At 69.3% G+C, this 16,182-nt stretch carries 19 protein-coding genes; 16 read left to right on the top strand and 3 right to left on the bottom strand.

Translation table 11 applies throughout. The features are described 5' to 3' along the window. Nucleotides 1-126 precede the first annotated feature (126 nt). From sfsA to ACFOGJ_RS19070, 7 genes are all read left to right on the top strand, one after another. Entirely contained in the window at nucleotides 127-870 is a 744-nt protein-coding gene (gene sfsA / locus ACFOGJ_RS19100; protein ID WP_379903692.1) for a DNA/RNA nuclease SfsA, read from the top strand. Between the two features lie 118 nt (nucleotides 871-988). After that, nucleotides 989-1,816, top strand: a complete 828-nt coding sequence (gene map / locus ACFOGJ_RS19095) for a type I methionyl aminopeptidase (RefSeq protein ID WP_379903481.1) — start codon at nucleotides 989-991, stop codon at nucleotides 1,814-1,816. Between the two features lie 31 nt (nucleotides 1,817-1,847). Continuing rightward, a complete protein-coding gene (gene radC / locus ACFOGJ_RS19090; RefSeq protein ID WP_379903479.1) occupies nucleotides 1,848-2,663 on the top strand; it encodes a RadC family protein in 816 nt (271 codons plus the stop codon). 273 nt (nucleotides 2,664-2,936) lie between these two features. Continuing rightward, nucleotides 2,937-3,689, top strand: a complete 753-nt coding sequence (gene modA, locus ACFOGJ_RS19085; RefSeq protein WP_379903477.1) for a molybdate ABC transporter substrate-binding protein — start codon at nucleotides 2,937-2,939, stop codon at nucleotides 3,687-3,689. 83 nt (nucleotides 3,690-3,772) lie between these two features. Continuing rightward, complete coding sequence (modB, locus tag ACFOGJ_RS19080; protein WP_379903475.1) at nucleotides 3,773-4,459, top strand: molybdate ABC transporter permease subunit; 687 nt, start codon at nucleotides 3,773-3,775, stop codon at nucleotides 4,457-4,459. Beyond that, nucleotides 4,456-5,610 (top strand): molybdenum ABC transporter ATP-binding protein, encoded by a 1,155-nt coding sequence (gene modC / locus ACFOGJ_RS19075; protein WP_379903473.1) that lies wholly within the window; start codon nucleotides 4,456-4,458, stop codon nucleotides 5,608-5,610. Before modB ends, modC begins: the two co-directional genes overlap by 4 nt. Before the next feature lie 65 nt (nucleotides 5,611-5,675). Further along, nucleotides 5,676-6,017 (top strand): winged helix-turn-helix domain-containing protein, encoded by a 342-nt coding sequence (locus ACFOGJ_RS19070; RefSeq protein WP_379903471.1) that lies wholly within the window; start codon nucleotides 5,676-5,678, stop codon nucleotides 6,015-6,017. 2 nt (nucleotides 6,018-6,019) lie between these two features. Here the strand turns inward: ACFOGJ_RS19070 and ACFOGJ_RS19065 are convergent, their stop codons facing one another. Then, on the bottom strand, nucleotides 6,020-6,562 hold the full coding sequence (locus ACFOGJ_RS19065; RefSeq protein WP_379903469.1) for a GNAT family N-acetyltransferase: 543 nt from the start codon (nucleotides 6,560-6,562) through the stop codon (nucleotides 6,020-6,022). A 110-nt stretch (nucleotides 6,563-6,672) separates the two neighbouring features. Here ACFOGJ_RS19065 and purB point away from each other — a divergent pair, with 110 nt between their 5' ends. Both purB and ACFOGJ_RS19055 read left to right on the top strand, forming a co-directional pair. Further along, nucleotides 6,673-7,992 (top strand): adenylosuccinate lyase, encoded by a 1,320-nt coding sequence (gene purB, locus ACFOGJ_RS19060; RefSeq protein WP_379903467.1) that lies wholly within the window; start codon nucleotides 6,673-6,675, stop codon nucleotides 7,990-7,992. A gap of 57 nt (nucleotides 7,993-8,049) precedes the next feature. Further along, nucleotides 8,050-8,490, top strand: a complete 441-nt coding sequence (locus tag ACFOGJ_RS19055) for a hypothetical protein (RefSeq protein WP_379903465.1) — start codon at nucleotides 8,050-8,052, stop codon at nucleotides 8,488-8,490. A 96-nt stretch (nucleotides 8,491-8,586) separates the two neighbouring features. Here the strand turns inward: ACFOGJ_RS19055 and ACFOGJ_RS19050 are convergent, their stop codons facing one another. Continuing rightward, nucleotides 8,587-8,910, bottom strand: coding sequence for a DUF1476 domain-containing protein (locus ACFOGJ_RS19050; protein WP_379903463.1), 324 nt, complete (start codon nucleotides 8,908-8,910; stop codon nucleotides 8,587-8,589). 351 nt (nucleotides 8,911-9,261) lie between these two features. Here ACFOGJ_RS19050 and purC point away from each other — a divergent pair, with 351 nt between their 5' ends. The 6 genes from purC to grxD all read left to right on the top strand — a co-directional run bounded on the left by purC (nucleotide 9,262) and on the right by grxD (nucleotide 14,013). After that, complete coding sequence (gene purC, locus ACFOGJ_RS19045) at nucleotides 9,262-10,026, top strand: phosphoribosylaminoimidazolesuccinocarboxamide synthase (protein ID WP_379903461.1); 765 nt, start codon at nucleotides 9,262-9,264, stop codon at nucleotides 10,024-10,026. Between the two features lie 84 nt (nucleotides 10,027-10,110). Further along, nucleotides 10,111-10,356 (top strand): phosphoribosylformylglycinamidine synthase subunit PurS, encoded by a 246-nt coding sequence (purS, locus tag ACFOGJ_RS19040; protein WP_379903459.1) that lies wholly within the window; start codon nucleotides 10,111-10,113, stop codon nucleotides 10,354-10,356. A 54-nt stretch (nucleotides 10,357-10,410) separates the two neighbouring features. After that, nucleotides 10,411-11,100: a phosphoribosylformylglycinamidine synthase subunit PurQ gene (purQ, locus tag ACFOGJ_RS19035; RefSeq protein ID WP_379903457.1), complete on the top strand. Its 690-nt coding sequence runs from the start codon at nucleotides 10,411-10,413 to the stop codon at nucleotides 11,098-11,100. Then, nucleotides 11,097-13,328 (top strand): phosphoribosylformylglycinamidine synthase subunit PurL, encoded by a 2,232-nt coding sequence (gene purL / locus ACFOGJ_RS19030; RefSeq protein WP_379903455.1) that lies wholly within the window; start codon nucleotides 11,097-11,099, stop codon nucleotides 13,326-13,328. Before purQ ends, purL begins: the two co-directional genes overlap by 4 nt. 52 nt (nucleotides 13,329-13,380) lie before the next feature. After that, nucleotides 13,381-13,614: a BolA family protein gene (locus ACFOGJ_RS19025; RefSeq protein WP_379903453.1), complete on the top strand. Its 234-nt coding sequence runs from the start codon at nucleotides 13,381-13,383 to the stop codon at nucleotides 13,612-13,614. Nucleotides 13,615-13,671: 57 nt separating this feature from the next. Beyond that, nucleotides 13,672-14,013, top strand: a complete 342-nt coding sequence (grxD, locus tag ACFOGJ_RS19020; RefSeq protein WP_379903451.1) for a Grx4 family monothiol glutaredoxin — start codon at nucleotides 13,672-13,674, stop codon at nucleotides 14,011-14,013. A gap of 155 nt (nucleotides 14,014-14,168) precedes the next feature. Here the strand turns inward: grxD and ACFOGJ_RS19015 are convergent, their stop codons facing one another. Continuing rightward, nucleotides 14,169-15,170 (bottom strand): AraC family transcriptional regulator, encoded by a 1,002-nt coding sequence (locus ACFOGJ_RS19015; RefSeq protein WP_379903449.1) that lies wholly within the window; start codon nucleotides 15,168-15,170, stop codon nucleotides 14,169-14,171. A gap of 165 nt (nucleotides 15,171-15,335) precedes the next feature. Between ACFOGJ_RS19015 and ACFOGJ_RS19010 the strand changes: the two genes are divergently transcribed. Continuing rightward, nucleotides 15,336-16,112, top strand: a complete 777-nt coding sequence (locus tag ACFOGJ_RS19010) for an SDR family oxidoreductase (protein WP_379903447.1) — start codon at nucleotides 15,336-15,338, stop codon at nucleotides 16,110-16,112. The last annotated feature ends 70 nt before the right edge of the window (nucleotides 16,113-16,182 follow it).

The following is a 16,182-nucleotide window of genomic DNA, read 5'->3' as shown; positions in this document are numbered from 1 at the left end:
CGGCCCCTCCCCTTCCTTCAGTCACACCGCCTTGCCTGTGGCGGATGTAGCACCGCCGCCCCCGATGGCAAAGCCGGGATGGCCAAGCGGCTTGCCATCTCCGGCAGCCCCTGGCACTGGAGGTCGATGCGCTTTCCCGACCCGCTTCGCCCCGCCCGCCTGCTGCGCCGCTACAAGCGGTTCCTGGCCGACGTGCAGTTCGACGACGCACCGGGGCCGGACACCATCCATGTCGCCAACCCCGGCGCCATGCTCGGCCTGCTGGACCCCGGCCGCCGGCTCTGGGCGAGCCCGGCCCGCAACCCGGCGCGGAAGCTGAGATGGAGCTGGGAGCTGGTGGAGGCGGACCCCGCGACCGGCGCCGGCCTGGTCGGCATCAACACCGCCTGGCCCAATGCGCTGGCGGCCGAGGCGGTGGCCGCGGGCACGATCCCGGAACTGGCGGGCTATGAGGGCCTGCGCCGCGAGGTCCGCTATGGCCGCAACAGCCGGATCGACCTTCTGCTGGAGGATCCGGCGCGGCCGCCCTGCTATGTGGAGGTGAAGAACGTCCACCTGAAACGGGCCGGCAGCGGCAGAAGCGGCGCCGCGGAGTTCCCCGACTGCGTCACCGCACGGGGCGCAAAGCATCTCGCCGAACTGGCGGAGATGGCGCAGGCCGGCGCGCGGGCGGTGATGCTGTTCGTGGTGCAGCGGGAGGATTGCGACGGCTTCCGGCCCGCCGCGGACCTCGACCCGGCCTACTGGCGCGCCTTCGCGGCGGCGCAGGCGGCTGGCGTCGAGGCGTTGGTCTATGCCTGCCGCCTCTCGCCGCAGGAGATCCGTGTTGACCGGCGGCTGCCTGCGGATTGGGAAGCCGGCCGGCCCTGAACCCGGATTCCGCGCCGTGCGGATTGGCACCGGCGCAGGGCATGCACTAAATAGGAACGCAATGCCGGCGGGCAAGGGCCCTGCCCTGCCGGCCAGGGCAAGAAGGACGATCGCAGGCATGAACTACATCACCGCCGAGGAGGCCGAGAGCCGCACCCGCCGCTCGAATGCCATCAAGCTGCACGGCCCCGAGGAGTTCGAGGGGATGCGCCGCGCCGGACGGCTGGCGGCGGAATGCCTGGACATGATCACGCCGCACGTGCAGCCCGGGGTCAGCACCGGCGAACTGGACCGGCTGTGCCATGCCTTCATCATGGACCATGGCGCGATCCCGGCACCGCTGGGCTATCGCGGCTTTCCGAAGTCGATCTGCACCAGCATCAACCATGTCGTCTGCCACGGCATCCCGGGCGACAAGCGCCTGCGCGAAGGCGATGTGATGAACATCGACGTCACCGTGATCCTGGACGGCTGGCACGGCGATACCAGCCGGATGTTCTTCGCCGGCGAGGTCGGGGTGCGGGCGCGGAAACTGTGCGACATCACCTACGAGGCGATGATGCGCGGCATACAGGCGGTGCGCCCCGGTGCGACCCTGGGCGATATCGGCCACGCCATCCAGAGCTTCGCGGAAGCCAACCGCTTCTCCGTCGTGCGGGATTTCTGCGGCCACGGGCTGGGCCGCGTCTTCCACGATGCGCCGAACATCCTGCACTACGGCGAGCCCGGCACCGGCACCGTCCTGCGCGCCGGCATGTTCTTCACCGTCGAGCCGATGGTGAATGCCGGCAAGTGGCAGGTGCGGATGCTGTCGGACGGCTGGACCGCGGTCACCCGCGACCGTTCCCTTTCCGCCCAGTACGAGCATTCCGTCGGGGTGACGGAGGACGGGGTGGAGATCTTCACCGCCTCCCCCGCCGGCCTGCACCAGCCGCCCTACGCCTGAAGGCGGCGGCCCGGCTTTTCCGGGTACGGCCGTGCCGCGCCGTCGTGCCAGCCGGGTCGGGGCCGAAGAGCCGCGCCTTCCGCTGTCTCTCGTCGATGGGCGGGTACAGCCCGAAAGCGAGGCCCCTGACAGCAGGGACGCTGACAGGAAGGCCGCCGACAGAGAGGCCGCCGAGAAGAAGCGGAAGCAGGGCCATCGCGGGCGCTTGCGGCAACGCTTCCTGGAAAGCGGCGGTCGCGGCATGGAGGATTACGAGATCCTCGAGCTCATCCTGATCGGACTGATCCCGGTCAAGGATGTGAAACCGCTGGCTAAGATTTTTCTCGAAGAATTCAAAGGCTTATCTGGCGTTCTTTCGGCGCCGTATGAGAAACTCACCGCCATCGACGGCAGCGGGCCGGCGGTAGCTGCGGGCCTCAAGGTCGTTCACGAGGCGGGCCTGCGCCTCCTTCGCCAGAAGATGCTCGACCCCGACACGCTGAGTTCCGAACAGGCGGTGATCGACTATTGCCGCGCGAGGATGGGCCTTGAGCCGGTCGAGCAGTTCCGGGTGATCTTCCTGAACGTGCAGAACCAGGTGATCGACGACGAGGAGCAGCAGCGTGGCGTGGTCAACCATACGCCCGTCTATACCCGCCAGGTGGTCAAGCGGGCGCTGGAAATGGAGGCCTCTGCGGTGATCATGGTGCACAACCATCCCAGCGGGAACCCGGCCCCCTCGCAGGCGGACATCCAGATGACCCGCACCGTCCGGGACGCGCTGAAGGCGGTCGACATCGTGCTGCACGACCACCTGATCATCGTGCGCGGCGGTCACCTGAGCTTCCGCGCACAGAAGCTGATCTAGCCGGACGTTATTCACCCTCCCTCCATCCCTCCGGACAGCGGAGCGGTGAACGGCGATGCCGTGCTTCCGGATTCCGCCCGCAGGAAATCGCCATAATTTATTGATATTGAATTATTTTTTTGATTCGCATAGCGGCATCTGCGGTCGGTGGCCTGTTGCCGATCATCTGGATTGAGACCGGGGCCTGATCGACTTTATTATGTTCCAATGAATATAACGTCCGGGATGCCACCAGTGGGCAGAGGAATGCGGTCGATCTTCTGGAGGCGCGGCATGTCCGCCATCGGCCTGCTGCTGGCCGGGATGACGATGGCGGCCGCGCTGCGGCCCCTCCCCGTCGCGGCCGAGGCGCGGGTCGCTGTGGCCGCCAACTTCACCGCCGCGGCGCAGGAGATCGCCGCCGCCTTCGCGGCAGCGGGCGGCGGTAGGGTCAGGCTCAGCTTCGGGTCCACCGGCCAGCTCTACGGCCAGATCGTGCAGGGCGCCCCCTTCGATGTCTTCCTTGCCGCCGATGCGGAACGGCCGGCGCGCGCGCTGGCCGAGGGCCTGGCCGTGCCCGGCAGCGGCTTCACCTATGCCGTCGGGCGGCTTGCGCTGTGGAGCCGCGACCCCGGCCTGGTCAGGGGACCGGAGACACTGGCGGCGGCCGGCGTCGGGCCGCTGGCGATCGCCAATCCGGAAACGGCGCCCTACGGCGTCGCGGCGGTGGCGGTGCTGCGGGCGCTGGGCCGCTTCGACGCGTTGGCGCCGCAGCTGGTCCGCGGCAGCAATATCGCCCAGGCCTACCAGTTCGTGGCGTCCGGCAATGCCGCGCTGGGTTTCGTTGCCCTGTCGCAGATCGCAGGCCAGGATGCCGGCTCGCGCTGGCTGGTGCCGGCGGACCTGCATCCGGCGATCCGGCAGGACGCTGTGCTGCTGCAGCGCGGACGCGACAATCCCACCGCGGCCGCGTTCCTGGCCTTCCTGAAGGGCCCCGAGGCCAGCTCGATCATCGCGCGCTACGGTTATGACAGCGATCAGAGATGAGGCCGGTCATCCATGAGACCCGCATGCAGTGACGGCCTCCGCCGCCAGCCGCGCGGCGCATCGGGTCGGGGGACGGGACGGGCGTGAGCGGGATCGGGCCTGAGATCTGGGATGCGGTGCGGCTGACCATCGCGCTGGCCGCCGTCACCACCCTGATCCTGCTGCTGGCCGGCACGCCGCTGGCCTGGTGGCTGGCGCGCTCCCCCGCCCGCTGGAAGGAGATCGTGGCGGCGATCGTCGCCCTGCCGCTGGTCCTGCCGCCGACCGTCCTGGGCTTCTACCTGCTGGTGGCGCTGGGCCCCGACGGGCCCGGCGGCGCGCTGGCCGGCCTGTGGGGCGCCCGCACCCTGGCCTTCACCTTCGAGGGGCTGGTGATCGGCTCCGTGATCTATTCCCTGCCCTTCGTGGTGCAGCCGATCCGCAACGCCTTCGAGGCCGTCGGCGACCGCCCGCTGGAGGTCGCGGCGACCCTGCGCGCCTCCCCCGCCCGCGCCTTCTGGAGCGTCGCGGTGCCGCTCGCCCGGCCCGGCTTCCTGACCGGCGCCGTACTGGGCTTCGCCCATACCGTGGGCGAGTTCGGCGTGGTGCTGATGATCGGCGGCAACATCCCGGGGGAAACCCGGGTCCTGTCGGTGGCGATCTACGACTATGTGGAGACCCTGCGCTGGCAGGAGGCGAACATCATCGCCGCGGGCATGGTCGCCTTCGCCTTCGCGGTGATCCTGGCGATGACCCTCTTGGAAAAGCGCCTGCGCCGGGTCGGGCGATGACAGGCCCGCTGATCGACATCGCCTTCCGCGGCCGGCTCGGCGGCTTCGACCTGGATGCCGCCTTCGCGGTGCCCGCGCGCGGGGTGACCGCCCTGTTCGGGCCGTCCGGCTGCGGCAAGACCAGCGTCCTGCGCTGCATTGCCGGCCTGCAGCGCCTGGCCGGCCATTGCCGGGTGGCGGGAGAAAGCTGGCAGGACGACACCGCGTTCCTGCCGCCGCACCGCCGGGCGGTCGGCTATGTCTTCCAGGAGGCGAGCCTGTTCGCGCATCTCTCTGTGCGCCGCAACCTGCTTTATGCCAGTCGCGGCCGGCCGCCCGCCGCCGCGGACGGCGGCATCGGCTTCGACGAGGTGGTCGCGCTGCTGGGGCTGGCACCGCTGCTGACACGGGCCACCGCACGGCTGTCGGGCGGCGAGCGGCAGCGGGTCGCCATCGGCCGGGCGCTGCTGTCGCAGCCGCGGCTGCTGCTGATGGACGAACCGCTGGCCGCCCTGGACCGCGCGGCACGGGAAGAGATCCTGCCCTTCCTGGAACGGCTGCATGGCAGCCTGTCCCTGCCGGTGCTCTATGTCAGTCACGACATGGCGGAGGTGGAGCGCCTGGCCGACATGCTGGTGCTGATGTCGGCGGGCCGGGTGACGGCCAGCGGCCCCCTCGCCCGCCTGCAGACCGATCCGTCGCTGCCGCTGGCGCTGCAGCGTGACGCCGCGGTCAGCCTGGAAGCGGAGGTGACGGGGCACGACCCGGCCTATGGCCTGGCCCGGCTGGAGGTTCCCGGCGGGCGCTTCCTGGTGCCGGTCGATGCGCCGCCGGCGACAGGCCGCCGGCTGCGCCTGCGGATCGGCGCCGGCGATGTCAGCCTGACCCTGGAGCCGGCGCGCGGCACCACCATCCTGAACGTGCTGCCGGCGCGCATCGATGCGGTCGCGCAGGCCGGGCCGCACCAGATGCTGGCTGTCCTGGCGCTGGGCGTCGATGGTGCCGGCGCCCGCCTGCTGGCGCGGGTCACCCGGCGGTCCTGGGATTCGCTGGGGCTGGCGGAAGGCATGGCAGTCCATGCGCAGGTGAAGAGCGCCGTGCTGGCACCGCGCGCCGGCAGTGAAACGGATGCCGGGGCCGGGGCAATTGCCGGGGCCGTGCCTCTGCGATAGACAGGACCGACCGGCCGCGCATCCCCCTCACCGGCCGCACCACCGGACGGAGGAGGACGGAGCCGATGCCGTCGCTCAGCCTCAGGATCGACCTGGACCCCGACGGCCGGATCGGCCCGGGCAAGATCGAGCTGCTGGAGCAGATCGCCGCCTTCGGCTCGATCTCCGCCGGCGCCCGGGCGATGAACATGTCCTACAAGCATGCCTGGGACCTGGTGGAGGAGATGAATCAGATCTTCGGCAAACCGGTGGTGGCCGCGCAGACCGGCGGCCGCCGCGGCGGCGGCGCCCAGCTGACCAATGTCGGCCTGGCGGTGATCAGCCGCTATCGCGCCATTGAACGGGCCGCCACCTCCGCCGCGGCGCAGCACATCGCGGCGCTGCAAGAGGAAATCGACGCCGCCTGACGTCAGGCGCCGGATGGCTGTCCGTTTGGCGGCGTCCCCCCCGGCGCGGTCAGGAAGCGCTGCATGAAGACGAGGTCGAGCCAGCGGCCGAATTTCACGCCCACCTCGCGGAAATGCGCCACCTCCACGAAGCCGAGCCGCTGGTGGAAGCGCAGCGAACCGGCATTCGCCGCGTCGATGCCGCCGATCATCACATGCATGCCCTGCGCCGCCGCACGCGGGAACAGACCCTCCATCAGCGCCCCTCCGACGCCGCTGCCGCGGCTGCCGGCCTGCACATGGACCGAATGCTCCACCGTATGGCGATAGCCGGACCAGGCGCCCCGCCAGGGACCGAAACTGGCGAAGCCGGCGACGCTTCCATCGGCCTCGACGGCGACCAGGACGGGATGGCCGGCCGCCTGTTTCGCCGCCAGCCAGGCCTGCCGCTCCGCCAGGTCGACCGGTGTCTCCGAATAGACCGCGGTGGAACTGGCGATCACCTCGTTGTAGATCGCCAGGATCTGCGGCAGGTCGGCCGCGTCGGCATCCCTGATGGTCGGCATACCCGCCTCCTGTCGGGCGGCCGCGCTGCGCACGCCGCCGCCGAAGCTGCTATAACCCGGGGCGCGCCGGCACCACCGGCCGGCCCGTCGACACGTCAGGATCGCATGCCATGATTCCCCGCTACACCCGCCCGAAGATGGCCGAGATCTGGGAGCCGGAAAACAAGTTCCGCATCTGGTTCGAGATCGAGGCCCATGCCTGCGACGCACAGGCGGCGCTGGGCGTGATCCCGAAGGACGCAGCGAAGGCTGTCTGGGAGAAGGGCCGCTTCGAGGTCGACCGCATCGACGCGATCGAGCGCGAGACCCGCCATGACGTGATCGCCTTCCTGACCAACCTGGCCGAGCATGTCGGCCCGCCGGCGCGCTTCGTCCACCAGGGCATGACCTCGTCGGACGTGCTGGACACCTGCCTGGCGGTGCAGCTGGTGCAGGCTGCCGACATCCTGCTGGACGACCTGGACCTGGTGCTGGCCGCACTGAAGAAGCGCGCCCTGGAGTTCAAGGACACGCCCTGCATCGGCCGCAGCCACGGCATCCATGCGGAGCCCACCACCTTCGGCCTGAAGCTGGCCGGCCATTATGCCGCCTTCCGGCGCGCCCGTGCCCGCATGGCACAGGCCCGGAAGGAGGTCGCGACCTGCGCCATTTCCGGCGCGGTCGGCACCTTCGCCCATATCGACCCGAAGGTGGAGGCGCATGTCGCGGCCAAGCTGGGCCTGGTGCCGGAACCGATCTCCACCCAGGTGATCCCGCGCGACCGCCACGCGATGTACTTCGCCACCCTGGGCGTGATCGCCAGTTCGGTGGAGGCGCTGGCGACGGAGATCCGCCACCTGCAGCGCACCGAGGTGCTGGAGGCGGAGGAATATTTCGCGCCGGGCCAGAAGGGCTCGTCGGCCATGCCGCACAAGCGCAACCCGGTGCTGACGGAGAACCTGACCGGGCTGGCGCGGCTGGTCCGCTCCGCCGTCACCCCGGCGATGGAGAATGTGGCGCTGTGGCACGAGCGCGACATCAGCCATTCCTCGGTGGAACGCGGCATCGGCCCGGATGCCACCGTGCACCTGGACTTCGCCCTGGTGCGCCTGGCCGGCGTGGTCGACAAGCTGGTGGTCTATCCGGAGAACATGGCCCGCAACCTGAACCGGCTGTCCGGCCTGATCCATTCGCAGCAGGTCCTGCTGGCGCTGACCCAGGCCGGCATGAGCCGCGAGGACGCCTATGCCAAGGTGCAGGGCCATGCGATGGCCGTCTGGCAGGGCAAGGGCGAGCTGCTGGCCCTGCTGCAGGCCGACCCGGAGGTCACGGCGCACCTGTCGAGCGACGATCTGGCGGCCCTGTTCGACCTGAAGCATCACCTGAAACATGTCGACACCGTCTTTCGACGGGTCTTCGACGATAATGGTCGGGTCGAGGCGGCCGCATAGCTCCCGGAGCTTCGGGGCGGTACCGCGCCGTCAATCCGGAAGGAGCACCACATGCCGATGAGTTCCCTGGCTGTCGCATGCCTGGCTGCCGCACTGACGGCGGCAGTCGCCTTCGCACCGGACGCCCGGCGGCCCGCCATTGCGCAGGAGGCAAAGCCGTCGGTCGTCAGCGTGAACCTGAGCAACCTGACGATGGCCGACTTCACCCTTGAGGAGGCCAGTATCGACGGGGGGCACTGGCTCGGCGATGCGCCGCAACGCGGCGCGACCCTGGAAGTCTATGCGGCAGAGCTGATCCGGGCGCAGACCGACGGGCCGGGCGGACAGTCCGGCCTGATCGTCCTGACCGGCTACGGGACACCGATCACCCTGCGATGGACCCTCGATGCGCAGGGCAAGCTGGGCACCAGCTTCGGCGGCAACGAGAAGGTGAACGTGCATGCGGTGCAGGTCGCGAACCTGCCGCATGCCACCTTCACCCTGGTCGAAAGGGAATGACCGGCCCCCGGCGGCTTGGCGCACCGGCACAGATCTGATCGACGGGTCCGGAACCGCCGGACCCGGGATCGGCGGGCAGAGCGGGCCGGGAGGCGCCTACTTGCTTTCCAGGATCTGCTGCCGGGCCGTGACAAGCAGGTCCGCCATCTGGCGACGGATCTCGTTGTCGGTGACATGCGCCGCCGTCTTGTCCAGGTCGCCGCGGACCTTGCGGAAGACGTCCTCCTCGCCGGGCTCGTCCAGGTCGGCCATCACGACCTCCTTGGCATAGGCCTCGGCATCCGCACCCGACTTGCCCATCCGCTCCGCGACCCAAAGGCCGAGAAGCTTGTTGCGGCGGGACATGATCTTGAAGGTCGTGGCCTCGTCGTGGACGTACTTGGCCTCGTACCCCTTTTCGCGCTCGTCGAATGTGGACATGAAACACTCCCGCTGAGAGCCGGCCGCGCGCGATCATTTTTGCCGCGCGCCGGGCCGGGCCTGAAACTGGACCTGAAGGCTGGTGTGCCATATCCCGCAGGCCGCAGCAAATCAAGCATATGCTGTGCGCCTGGGCGGCTGTCGCGCCGGCGCCGGAGCCTTGTGCCGGCGGCGTCGAAATGCCATTATGATTTGATGCCGGTGGTCTGGTCGGAACATTCCGATTGGATTGCCGGCTTTGTTTACCCGTGTGCCGCGTCAGCGCCGCCCCGGCATGTCGAGACCGTGCGATGCGCGGCCGGCGCCGGCGGCCGGGCCGCGATGCGCGCAGCAACGATCAGGATTCGCCATATGTCCCGCCGCCGCCGCGTCTACGAAGGAAAAGCCAAGGTGCTCTACGAGGGTCCGGAACCCGGAACCCTGGTGCAGTACTTCAAGGACGACACCACCGCGTTCAACAACCAGAAGAAGGCCACGATCACCGGCAAGGGCGTGCTGAACAACCGGATCTCGGAATATCTGATGACCCGGCTGAACGATATCGGCATCCCCACCCACTTCGTCCGCCGCCTGAACATGCGCGAGCAGCTGATCAAGGAGGTGGAGATCATCCCGCTGGAGGTCGTGGTGCGGAACGTCGCCGCCGGCTCGCTGTCGAAGCGGCTCGGCGTCGCCGAGGGCACGCAGCTGCCCCGCTCGATCATCGAGTTCTACCTGAAGAGCGACGAGCTCGGCGACCCGATGGTCACCGAGGAACATATTACCGCCTTCGGCTGGTCGAACACGCACGAGCTGGACGAGCTGATGCACCTGGCGCTGCGGGTGAACGACTTCCTGTCCGGGCTGTTCCTGGGCATCGGCATCCGCCTGGTCGACTTCAAGCTGGAGTTCGGCCGCTACTGGCATGGCGACGAGATGCGGATCATGCTGGCCGACGAGATCAGCCCCGATTCGTGCCGCCTGTGGGACATCCAGACCAACGAACGGATGGACAAGGACCGCTTCCGCCGGGACCTGGGCAATGTGGCCGAAGCCTATCAGGAGGTCGCCCGGCGACTTGGCATCTTGCCTGAAAGCGGCCCCCGCGATATGCCCGGCCCCAGCACCATGCAGTAACCGGCCGCCCGCCCCGTCCCGGGGCGCCCGGGGGTCCACCCCGGGGTCTTCGACGGCGCCGGCAACCGGAAGGCAGGTCGGCCCATGAAGGCGCGCGTGCATGTCACCCTGAAACCAGGCGTCCTGGACCCGCAGGGGCGGGCGATCAACCATGCCCTGCACAGCCTGGGCTTCGACCAGGTCGGCGATGTCCGCCAGGGCAAGTTCTTCGACATCGACCTGGGCTATGAGGACCGGGACGCGGCGGAGGCGGCGGTGAAGGAGATGTGTGACCGGCTGCTGGCCAACCCGGTGGTCGAGAGCTACGCCATCGAGATCGATGCCCCCTGAGTCGCAGCGGCTCGGCCCCTCCCCTCCTACTTTCCGGCAGCGAACGGACGCCCCATGAAAGCTGGCGTGATCGTCTTCCCCGCCTCCAACTGCGACCGCGACGTGGCGGTCGCCCTGGAACAGAGCACCGGCCGGCCGACGACGATGGTCTGGCATGGCGAGACCCAGCTGCCCGCGCTGGACCTGATCGTGGTGCCGGGCGGCTTCTCCTACGGCGACTATCTGCGCTGCGGCGCCATCGCCGCGCACTCGCCGATCATGCGGGAAGTCGTCGCCCGCGCCCGCGCCGGCACGCCGGTGCTGGCGATCTGCAACGGCTTCCAGATCGTGCAGGAGGCCGGCCTGCTGCCCGGCGCCCTGCTGCGCAATGCCAGCCAGCGCTTCGTCTGCCGCGACGTGCACCTGAAGGTGGAGCGCAGCACGGCGCCATTCACGTCGCGCTACAATGCCGGCACGGTGATCCGCATCCCGGTCGCCCATCACGACGGCAATTTCTACGCCGACGACGAGACCCTGGCCGAACTGCAGGGCGAGGGCCGCGTGGTGTTCCGCTATGTCACCGCGGAGGGCGCGCGCGGCCCGGCGGCGAACCCGAACGGGTCGCTCGACGACATCGCCGGCATCTGCGACCCGAGCGGCCGCATTCTCGGCATGATGCCGCACCCCGAACGCCTGGCGGACGCGATGCTGGGCGGCGCGGACGGCCGTGCCATGTTCGACGCCGCCGTGGAGCATCTGTCGTGACCGCCGCCGCCGAAGTGACCCCGGAAATTGTGCGCGAGCACGGCCTGACCGAGGCCGAGTATGCCCGCGTGCTGGAGATCATGGGCCGCGCGCCGAACCTGCTGGAACTCGGCATCTTTTCTGTCATGTGGTCGGAGCATTGCTCCTACAAGTCGTCCAAGCGCTGGCTGAAGGAACTGCCGACGAAGGCGCCCTGGGTGATCCACGGCCCCGGCGAGAATGCCGGCGTGATCGACATCGGCGAAGGGCTGGCGGCGATCTTCAAGATGGAAAGCCACAATCACCCGTCGTTTATCGAGCCCTATCAGGGCGCGGCGACCGGGGTCGGCGGCATCCTGCGCGACGTCTTCACCATGGGCGCGCGGCCCGTCGCCAACCTGAACGCCCTGCGCTTCGGCAGCCCGGACCATCCGAAGACCCGCCACCTGCTGCGCGGCGTCGTTGCCGGCATCGGTGGCTACGGCAATTGCGTGGGCGTGCCGACGGTCGGCGGCGAGGTGAACTTCCACGACAGCTATAACGGCAACATCCTGGTCAATGCCATGACCGTCGGCATCGCGCCCGCCGACCGGATCTTCACCGCACGCGCCAGCGGCATCGGCAATGCCGTGGTCTATGTCGGGTCGAAGACCGGCCGCGACGGCATCCACGGCGCCACCATGGCGTCGGCGGAATTCTCCGAGGATGCGGAGGAGAAACGGCCGACAGTGCAGGTCGGCGACCCGTTCACCGAGAAGCTGCTGATCGAGGCCTGCCTGGAACTGATGGCGACCGACGCGATCGTGGCGATCCAGGACATGGGCGCGGCAGGACTGACCTCGTCGTCGTTCGAGATGGCCTCCTCCGGCGGGGTCGGCATCGCGCTCGACCTGGACCGGGTGCCTTGCCGCGAGACGGGCATGACCCCCTACGAGATGATGCTGTCGGAAAGCCAGGAACGTATGCTGATGGTCCTGGCGCAGGGCCGCGAGGCGGAGGCCGAGGCGATCTTCCGCAAGTGGGAGCTGGACTTCGCCGTGATCGGCCATCTGACCGATACCGGCCGGATGGTGCTGCGCTTCCACGGCGACACCGTCGGCGACCTGCCGATCGACCCGCTGGCCAAGGCCTCGCCGGAATACGACCGCCCCTGGGTGCCGACCCCGCCGCCCGCCTCCGTCGAGCCGCCGGAGGCGCCGGGCGGCCTGGAGGATGCGCTGCGCACCCTGATGGGCTGCCCGGACATCGCCAGCCGGCGCTGGATCTGGGAGCAGTACGACCACACGGTGATGGCCGACACCGTGCAGCGTCCGGGCGGCGACGCGGCCGTGGTGCGCATCCATGGCTCCGCCACCGGCGGCCGGCCGGGCCGCGGCCTGGCGATGACCACCGACTGCACGCCGCGCTACTGCCGCGCGCATCCGGAGACCGGCGGCGCGCAGGCGGTGGCGGAGGCCTGGCGCAACCTGAATGCGGTCGGCGCCCTGCCGCGCGCGGTCACCGACAACATGAACTTCGGCAATCCGGAACGGCCGGAGGTGATGGGCCAGTTCGTCGGCTGCATCCAGGGCATGAAGGCCGCCTGCCTGGCGCTCGACTTCCCGGTCGTCAGCGGCAATGTCTCCCTCTACAACGAAACCGACGGCCGGGCGATCCTGCCCACTCCGGCGATCGGCGCGGTCGGTGTGATCGACGACCTGGCGCGCACCGCCTCCGTCGCGCTGAAGCGGGACGGCGATATCCTGCTGCTGGTCGGCGAGAGCCGGGGCCATCTGGGCCAGTCGCTCTATCTGCGCGAGGTGCTGGGCCAGGAGGCGGGCCCGCCGCCGCCGGTCGACCTGCAGGCGGAGCGGCGAAACGGCGATTTCGTACGCCGGACGATCGCGGAGCTGGGTGTCGACACCTGCCACGACCTGTCCGACGGCGGCCTGCTGGTGGCGGTCGCGGAGATGGCGATGGCCGGCGGCCGCGGCGCGGCGCTGGACCGGCCGGCCGGCATCGACCCGGGGTCGGACAAGGCGCGCCTGGCGGCCTGGGCGTTCGGTGAGGACCAGGCCCGCTACCTGCTGGCAGTGCCAACGGACCTGGCGGAGACCGTGCAGCAGGCTGCAGCGGCGGCCGAGGTGCCGGTGACAGCCATCGGTCGGGTGACGGACGCGAAATTGACTGTGACGGATGCGTTCACCATATCCGTCGACGCGCTGGCCGATGTGCATGAAGGCTGGCTGCCCGGCTACATGGCGCGCTAGCCCAGGCCCGGGTGGAACAGGTTCAGGAACGGACGAAAGGCGGGGACTTGCGATGGCGATGAGTGCGGGCGAGATCGAGCAGCTGATCCGGCAGGGGATCCCCGACGCCGAGGTGCGGATCGAGGACCTGCGCGGCGACGGCGACCATTATGCCGCCCATGTCTCCTCCCCCGCCTTCAAAGGCAAGACCCGGGTGCAGCAGCACCAGATGGTCTATGCCGCGCTGCAGGGCCGCATGGGCGATGCCCTGCACGCCCTGGCGCTGCAGACCTATGCCCCGGACTGACCTTTCCAGAGACCTCCCGCACCGGCGCATCGACACACTTCAGCAGGGACATCCGAGATGAGCGAGAACACCGTCCACGAGCGTATCCGCCAGGAGATCGAGACCGCCCCGGTCATGCTGTTCATGAAGGGCACTCCGGTCTTTCCGCAATGCGGCTTCTCTTCCGTGGTCGTCCAGGTGCTCAACCATATGGGCGTGAAGTTCAATTCCATCGACGTCCTGACCGATCCGGAGATCCGCCAGGGCATCAAGGAATTCTCCAACTGGCCGACCATCCCGCAGCTCTACGTGAAGGGCGAGTTCGTCGGCGGCTGCGACATCATCCGCGAGATGTTCGAGACCGGCGAGCTGCAGCAGTACCTCGACGACAAGGGTGTGCCGACCGAACGCGCGGCCTGAGCGGCGGCGGACCCTACCTGCCCTGTCATCCTCGCCCCAAGACGTGAGTTCTGTGGGGCAAGGATCCATTCCGCCGGCGGCGAGGCTCCGCAGGGCCGGCGGAATGGACTCTCGGGTCAGGCCCGAGAGTGACGGGTAAGAATGAGGCGCCGCCCCTACCCTTCGAACCCGGCTCCCCGGGCGGCATTCAGGGTCTGCCCCGGGCTGCAGCCGTAGCGCGCCCGGTAGACCTGCGCGAAGCGGCCCAGATGGGCGAAGCCCCAGCGCAGCGCCACCGCGGTGACGTTGCAGCCCGGTGCGGCCGATTGCAGGTCGCGATGGGCGCGCTCCAGGCGGGCGTCGCGCAGGAACGCCATCGGGGTTGTGTCGCGATGGTCGCGGAAACCCTGCTGCAGGCCGCGCATGCTGACACCGGCGGCCCGTGCGATATCCTCCAGCGCGAGTGCCTGTTCCAGGTTGGCCATGATGAAGGCCTCCGCCCGGCGGACCTGCCGCGGCAACGCGGCGCCGGCATCCGCGGCATCGCCCTGGTCGTGGGCGGCGGCTTCCAGCAGGCCGGCCATCACCGCGGCCTCGATCTGGCGCCCCATCAGCCCGCCGGTGCCGATGCTCGGAATGCCGGCATCGACCTCCGCCACCAGATGCATCACCAGGCGCCGCAGTCGCGCGCCTTCGGGCCGGGTCATGTCCAGGCCGCCCAGGAAGGTCAGCGGCCGGCGCAAAGGCGCGCCGCTCTGTTCGGCGAGGAAGCGCTCCAGCGCCTGCCGCTCGATCCACACCAGCACCTGGCGGCAGTTCTCGTCCCAGATCATGCGGGTGGCCAGGTGCGGGTTCAGCAGCGCGGCACGGCCGGGATGGGAGCAGTAGTCCTGGGTGCCGTTCACGATCGCCGCACTGCCCGACAGCGGGATCTGCAGCAGGAAGAAATCCTGCAGCTCGCCCGGCGCGATCAGGGCCTTGGCGCCATAGTCGATATAGTTCAGCGACAGCCGCTCGCCCGGATAGTGGTGGTGCCGCGCGTCCAGCCGGCTGCCCCTGCCGATCGTCTCCAGCCGGTGCGGGCAGAAGACGCGCGCCACCCGGTCGCGCGCCTCGTCGAGGTCGCGGCTGCGAAACAGCATATGCCCGGCAAGCGGCACGGACTGTTCGGCCGTCATGGCGGCTCCCGTCCCGGAACGGCAATTCCCACACAAGCGTAACAATCCGTCCGTCGGCTGGTAACAATAAATTCGCAATCCGGACATTGACTGCGGAATCCGGATAGCCGGTCCCCTGCCCCGCCCCGATCCTTTCCCCGACGCAAAGGAACGGGGAGCGGTCTGATGAAGGGGCTGGACGGCAAGGTGGCGATCGTACCCGGCGGCGCGACGAAGATCGGCGCGGCGATCGTCGCGGCGTTCCGCGCGGCGGGCACGAAGGTGATGGCGGCCGATATCGCCACCGAGGCGGGCGAGGCACTGGTCGCCGACGGCATCGCCTTCCGGCAGACCGACCTGCGCGACAACGACCAGATCGCAGGCCTGGTGCAGGCCACGAAGGACAGCTTCGGCCGCATCGACTTCCTGGTGAACGTCGCCTGCACCTATCTGGACAATGGCCGCGATTCCACCCGCGCCGAATGGCTGGAGGCGCTGGACGTCAACATTGTCGGCTCCGTCATGCTGATGCAGGCCGCGCGAGAGGAGCTGGCGCGCAACCGCGGCGCAATCGTCAATTTCGGCTCGATCTCCTCCCGGGTCGCACAGACCGGCCGCTGGCTCTATCCGGTGTCGAAGGCGGCGATCCTGCAGCTCACCCGCAACCAGGCGATGGACCTGGCGCCGGACGGGATCCGGGTGAATGCCGTCTCTCCCGGCTGGACCTGGTCCAACATCATGGACGAGCTGACCGGCGGCGACCGGGCGAAGACCGACCGGGTCGCCGCCCCTTTCCACCTGCTGGGCCGCACTGGCGACCCGGAGGAAGTCGCCGGCGCGGTGCTCTTCCTCTGCTCCGACGCGGCCGGCTTCATCACCGGCACCGATATCCGGGTCGACGGCGGCTACACCGCCATGGGCCCCGAAAGGGCGGACCCGGCCATCCCGCTGCTCATGGAATAGAGCGGCCACGAACTCTGCCGGGCCCCATCCACCGGCGTCATCCCGGCCTAGAGCCGGGATCCATTCCGCC

It is taken from the genome of Marinibaculum pumilum, assembly GCF_042646425.1.
Lineage (GTDB): Bacteria > Pseudomonadota > Alphaproteobacteria > Ferrovibrionales > Ferrovibrionaceae > Marinibaculum > Marinibaculum pumilum.
Note: the sequence above shows the minus strand (reverse complement) of the source record. Positions and strands in the feature narration are given on the sequence as shown.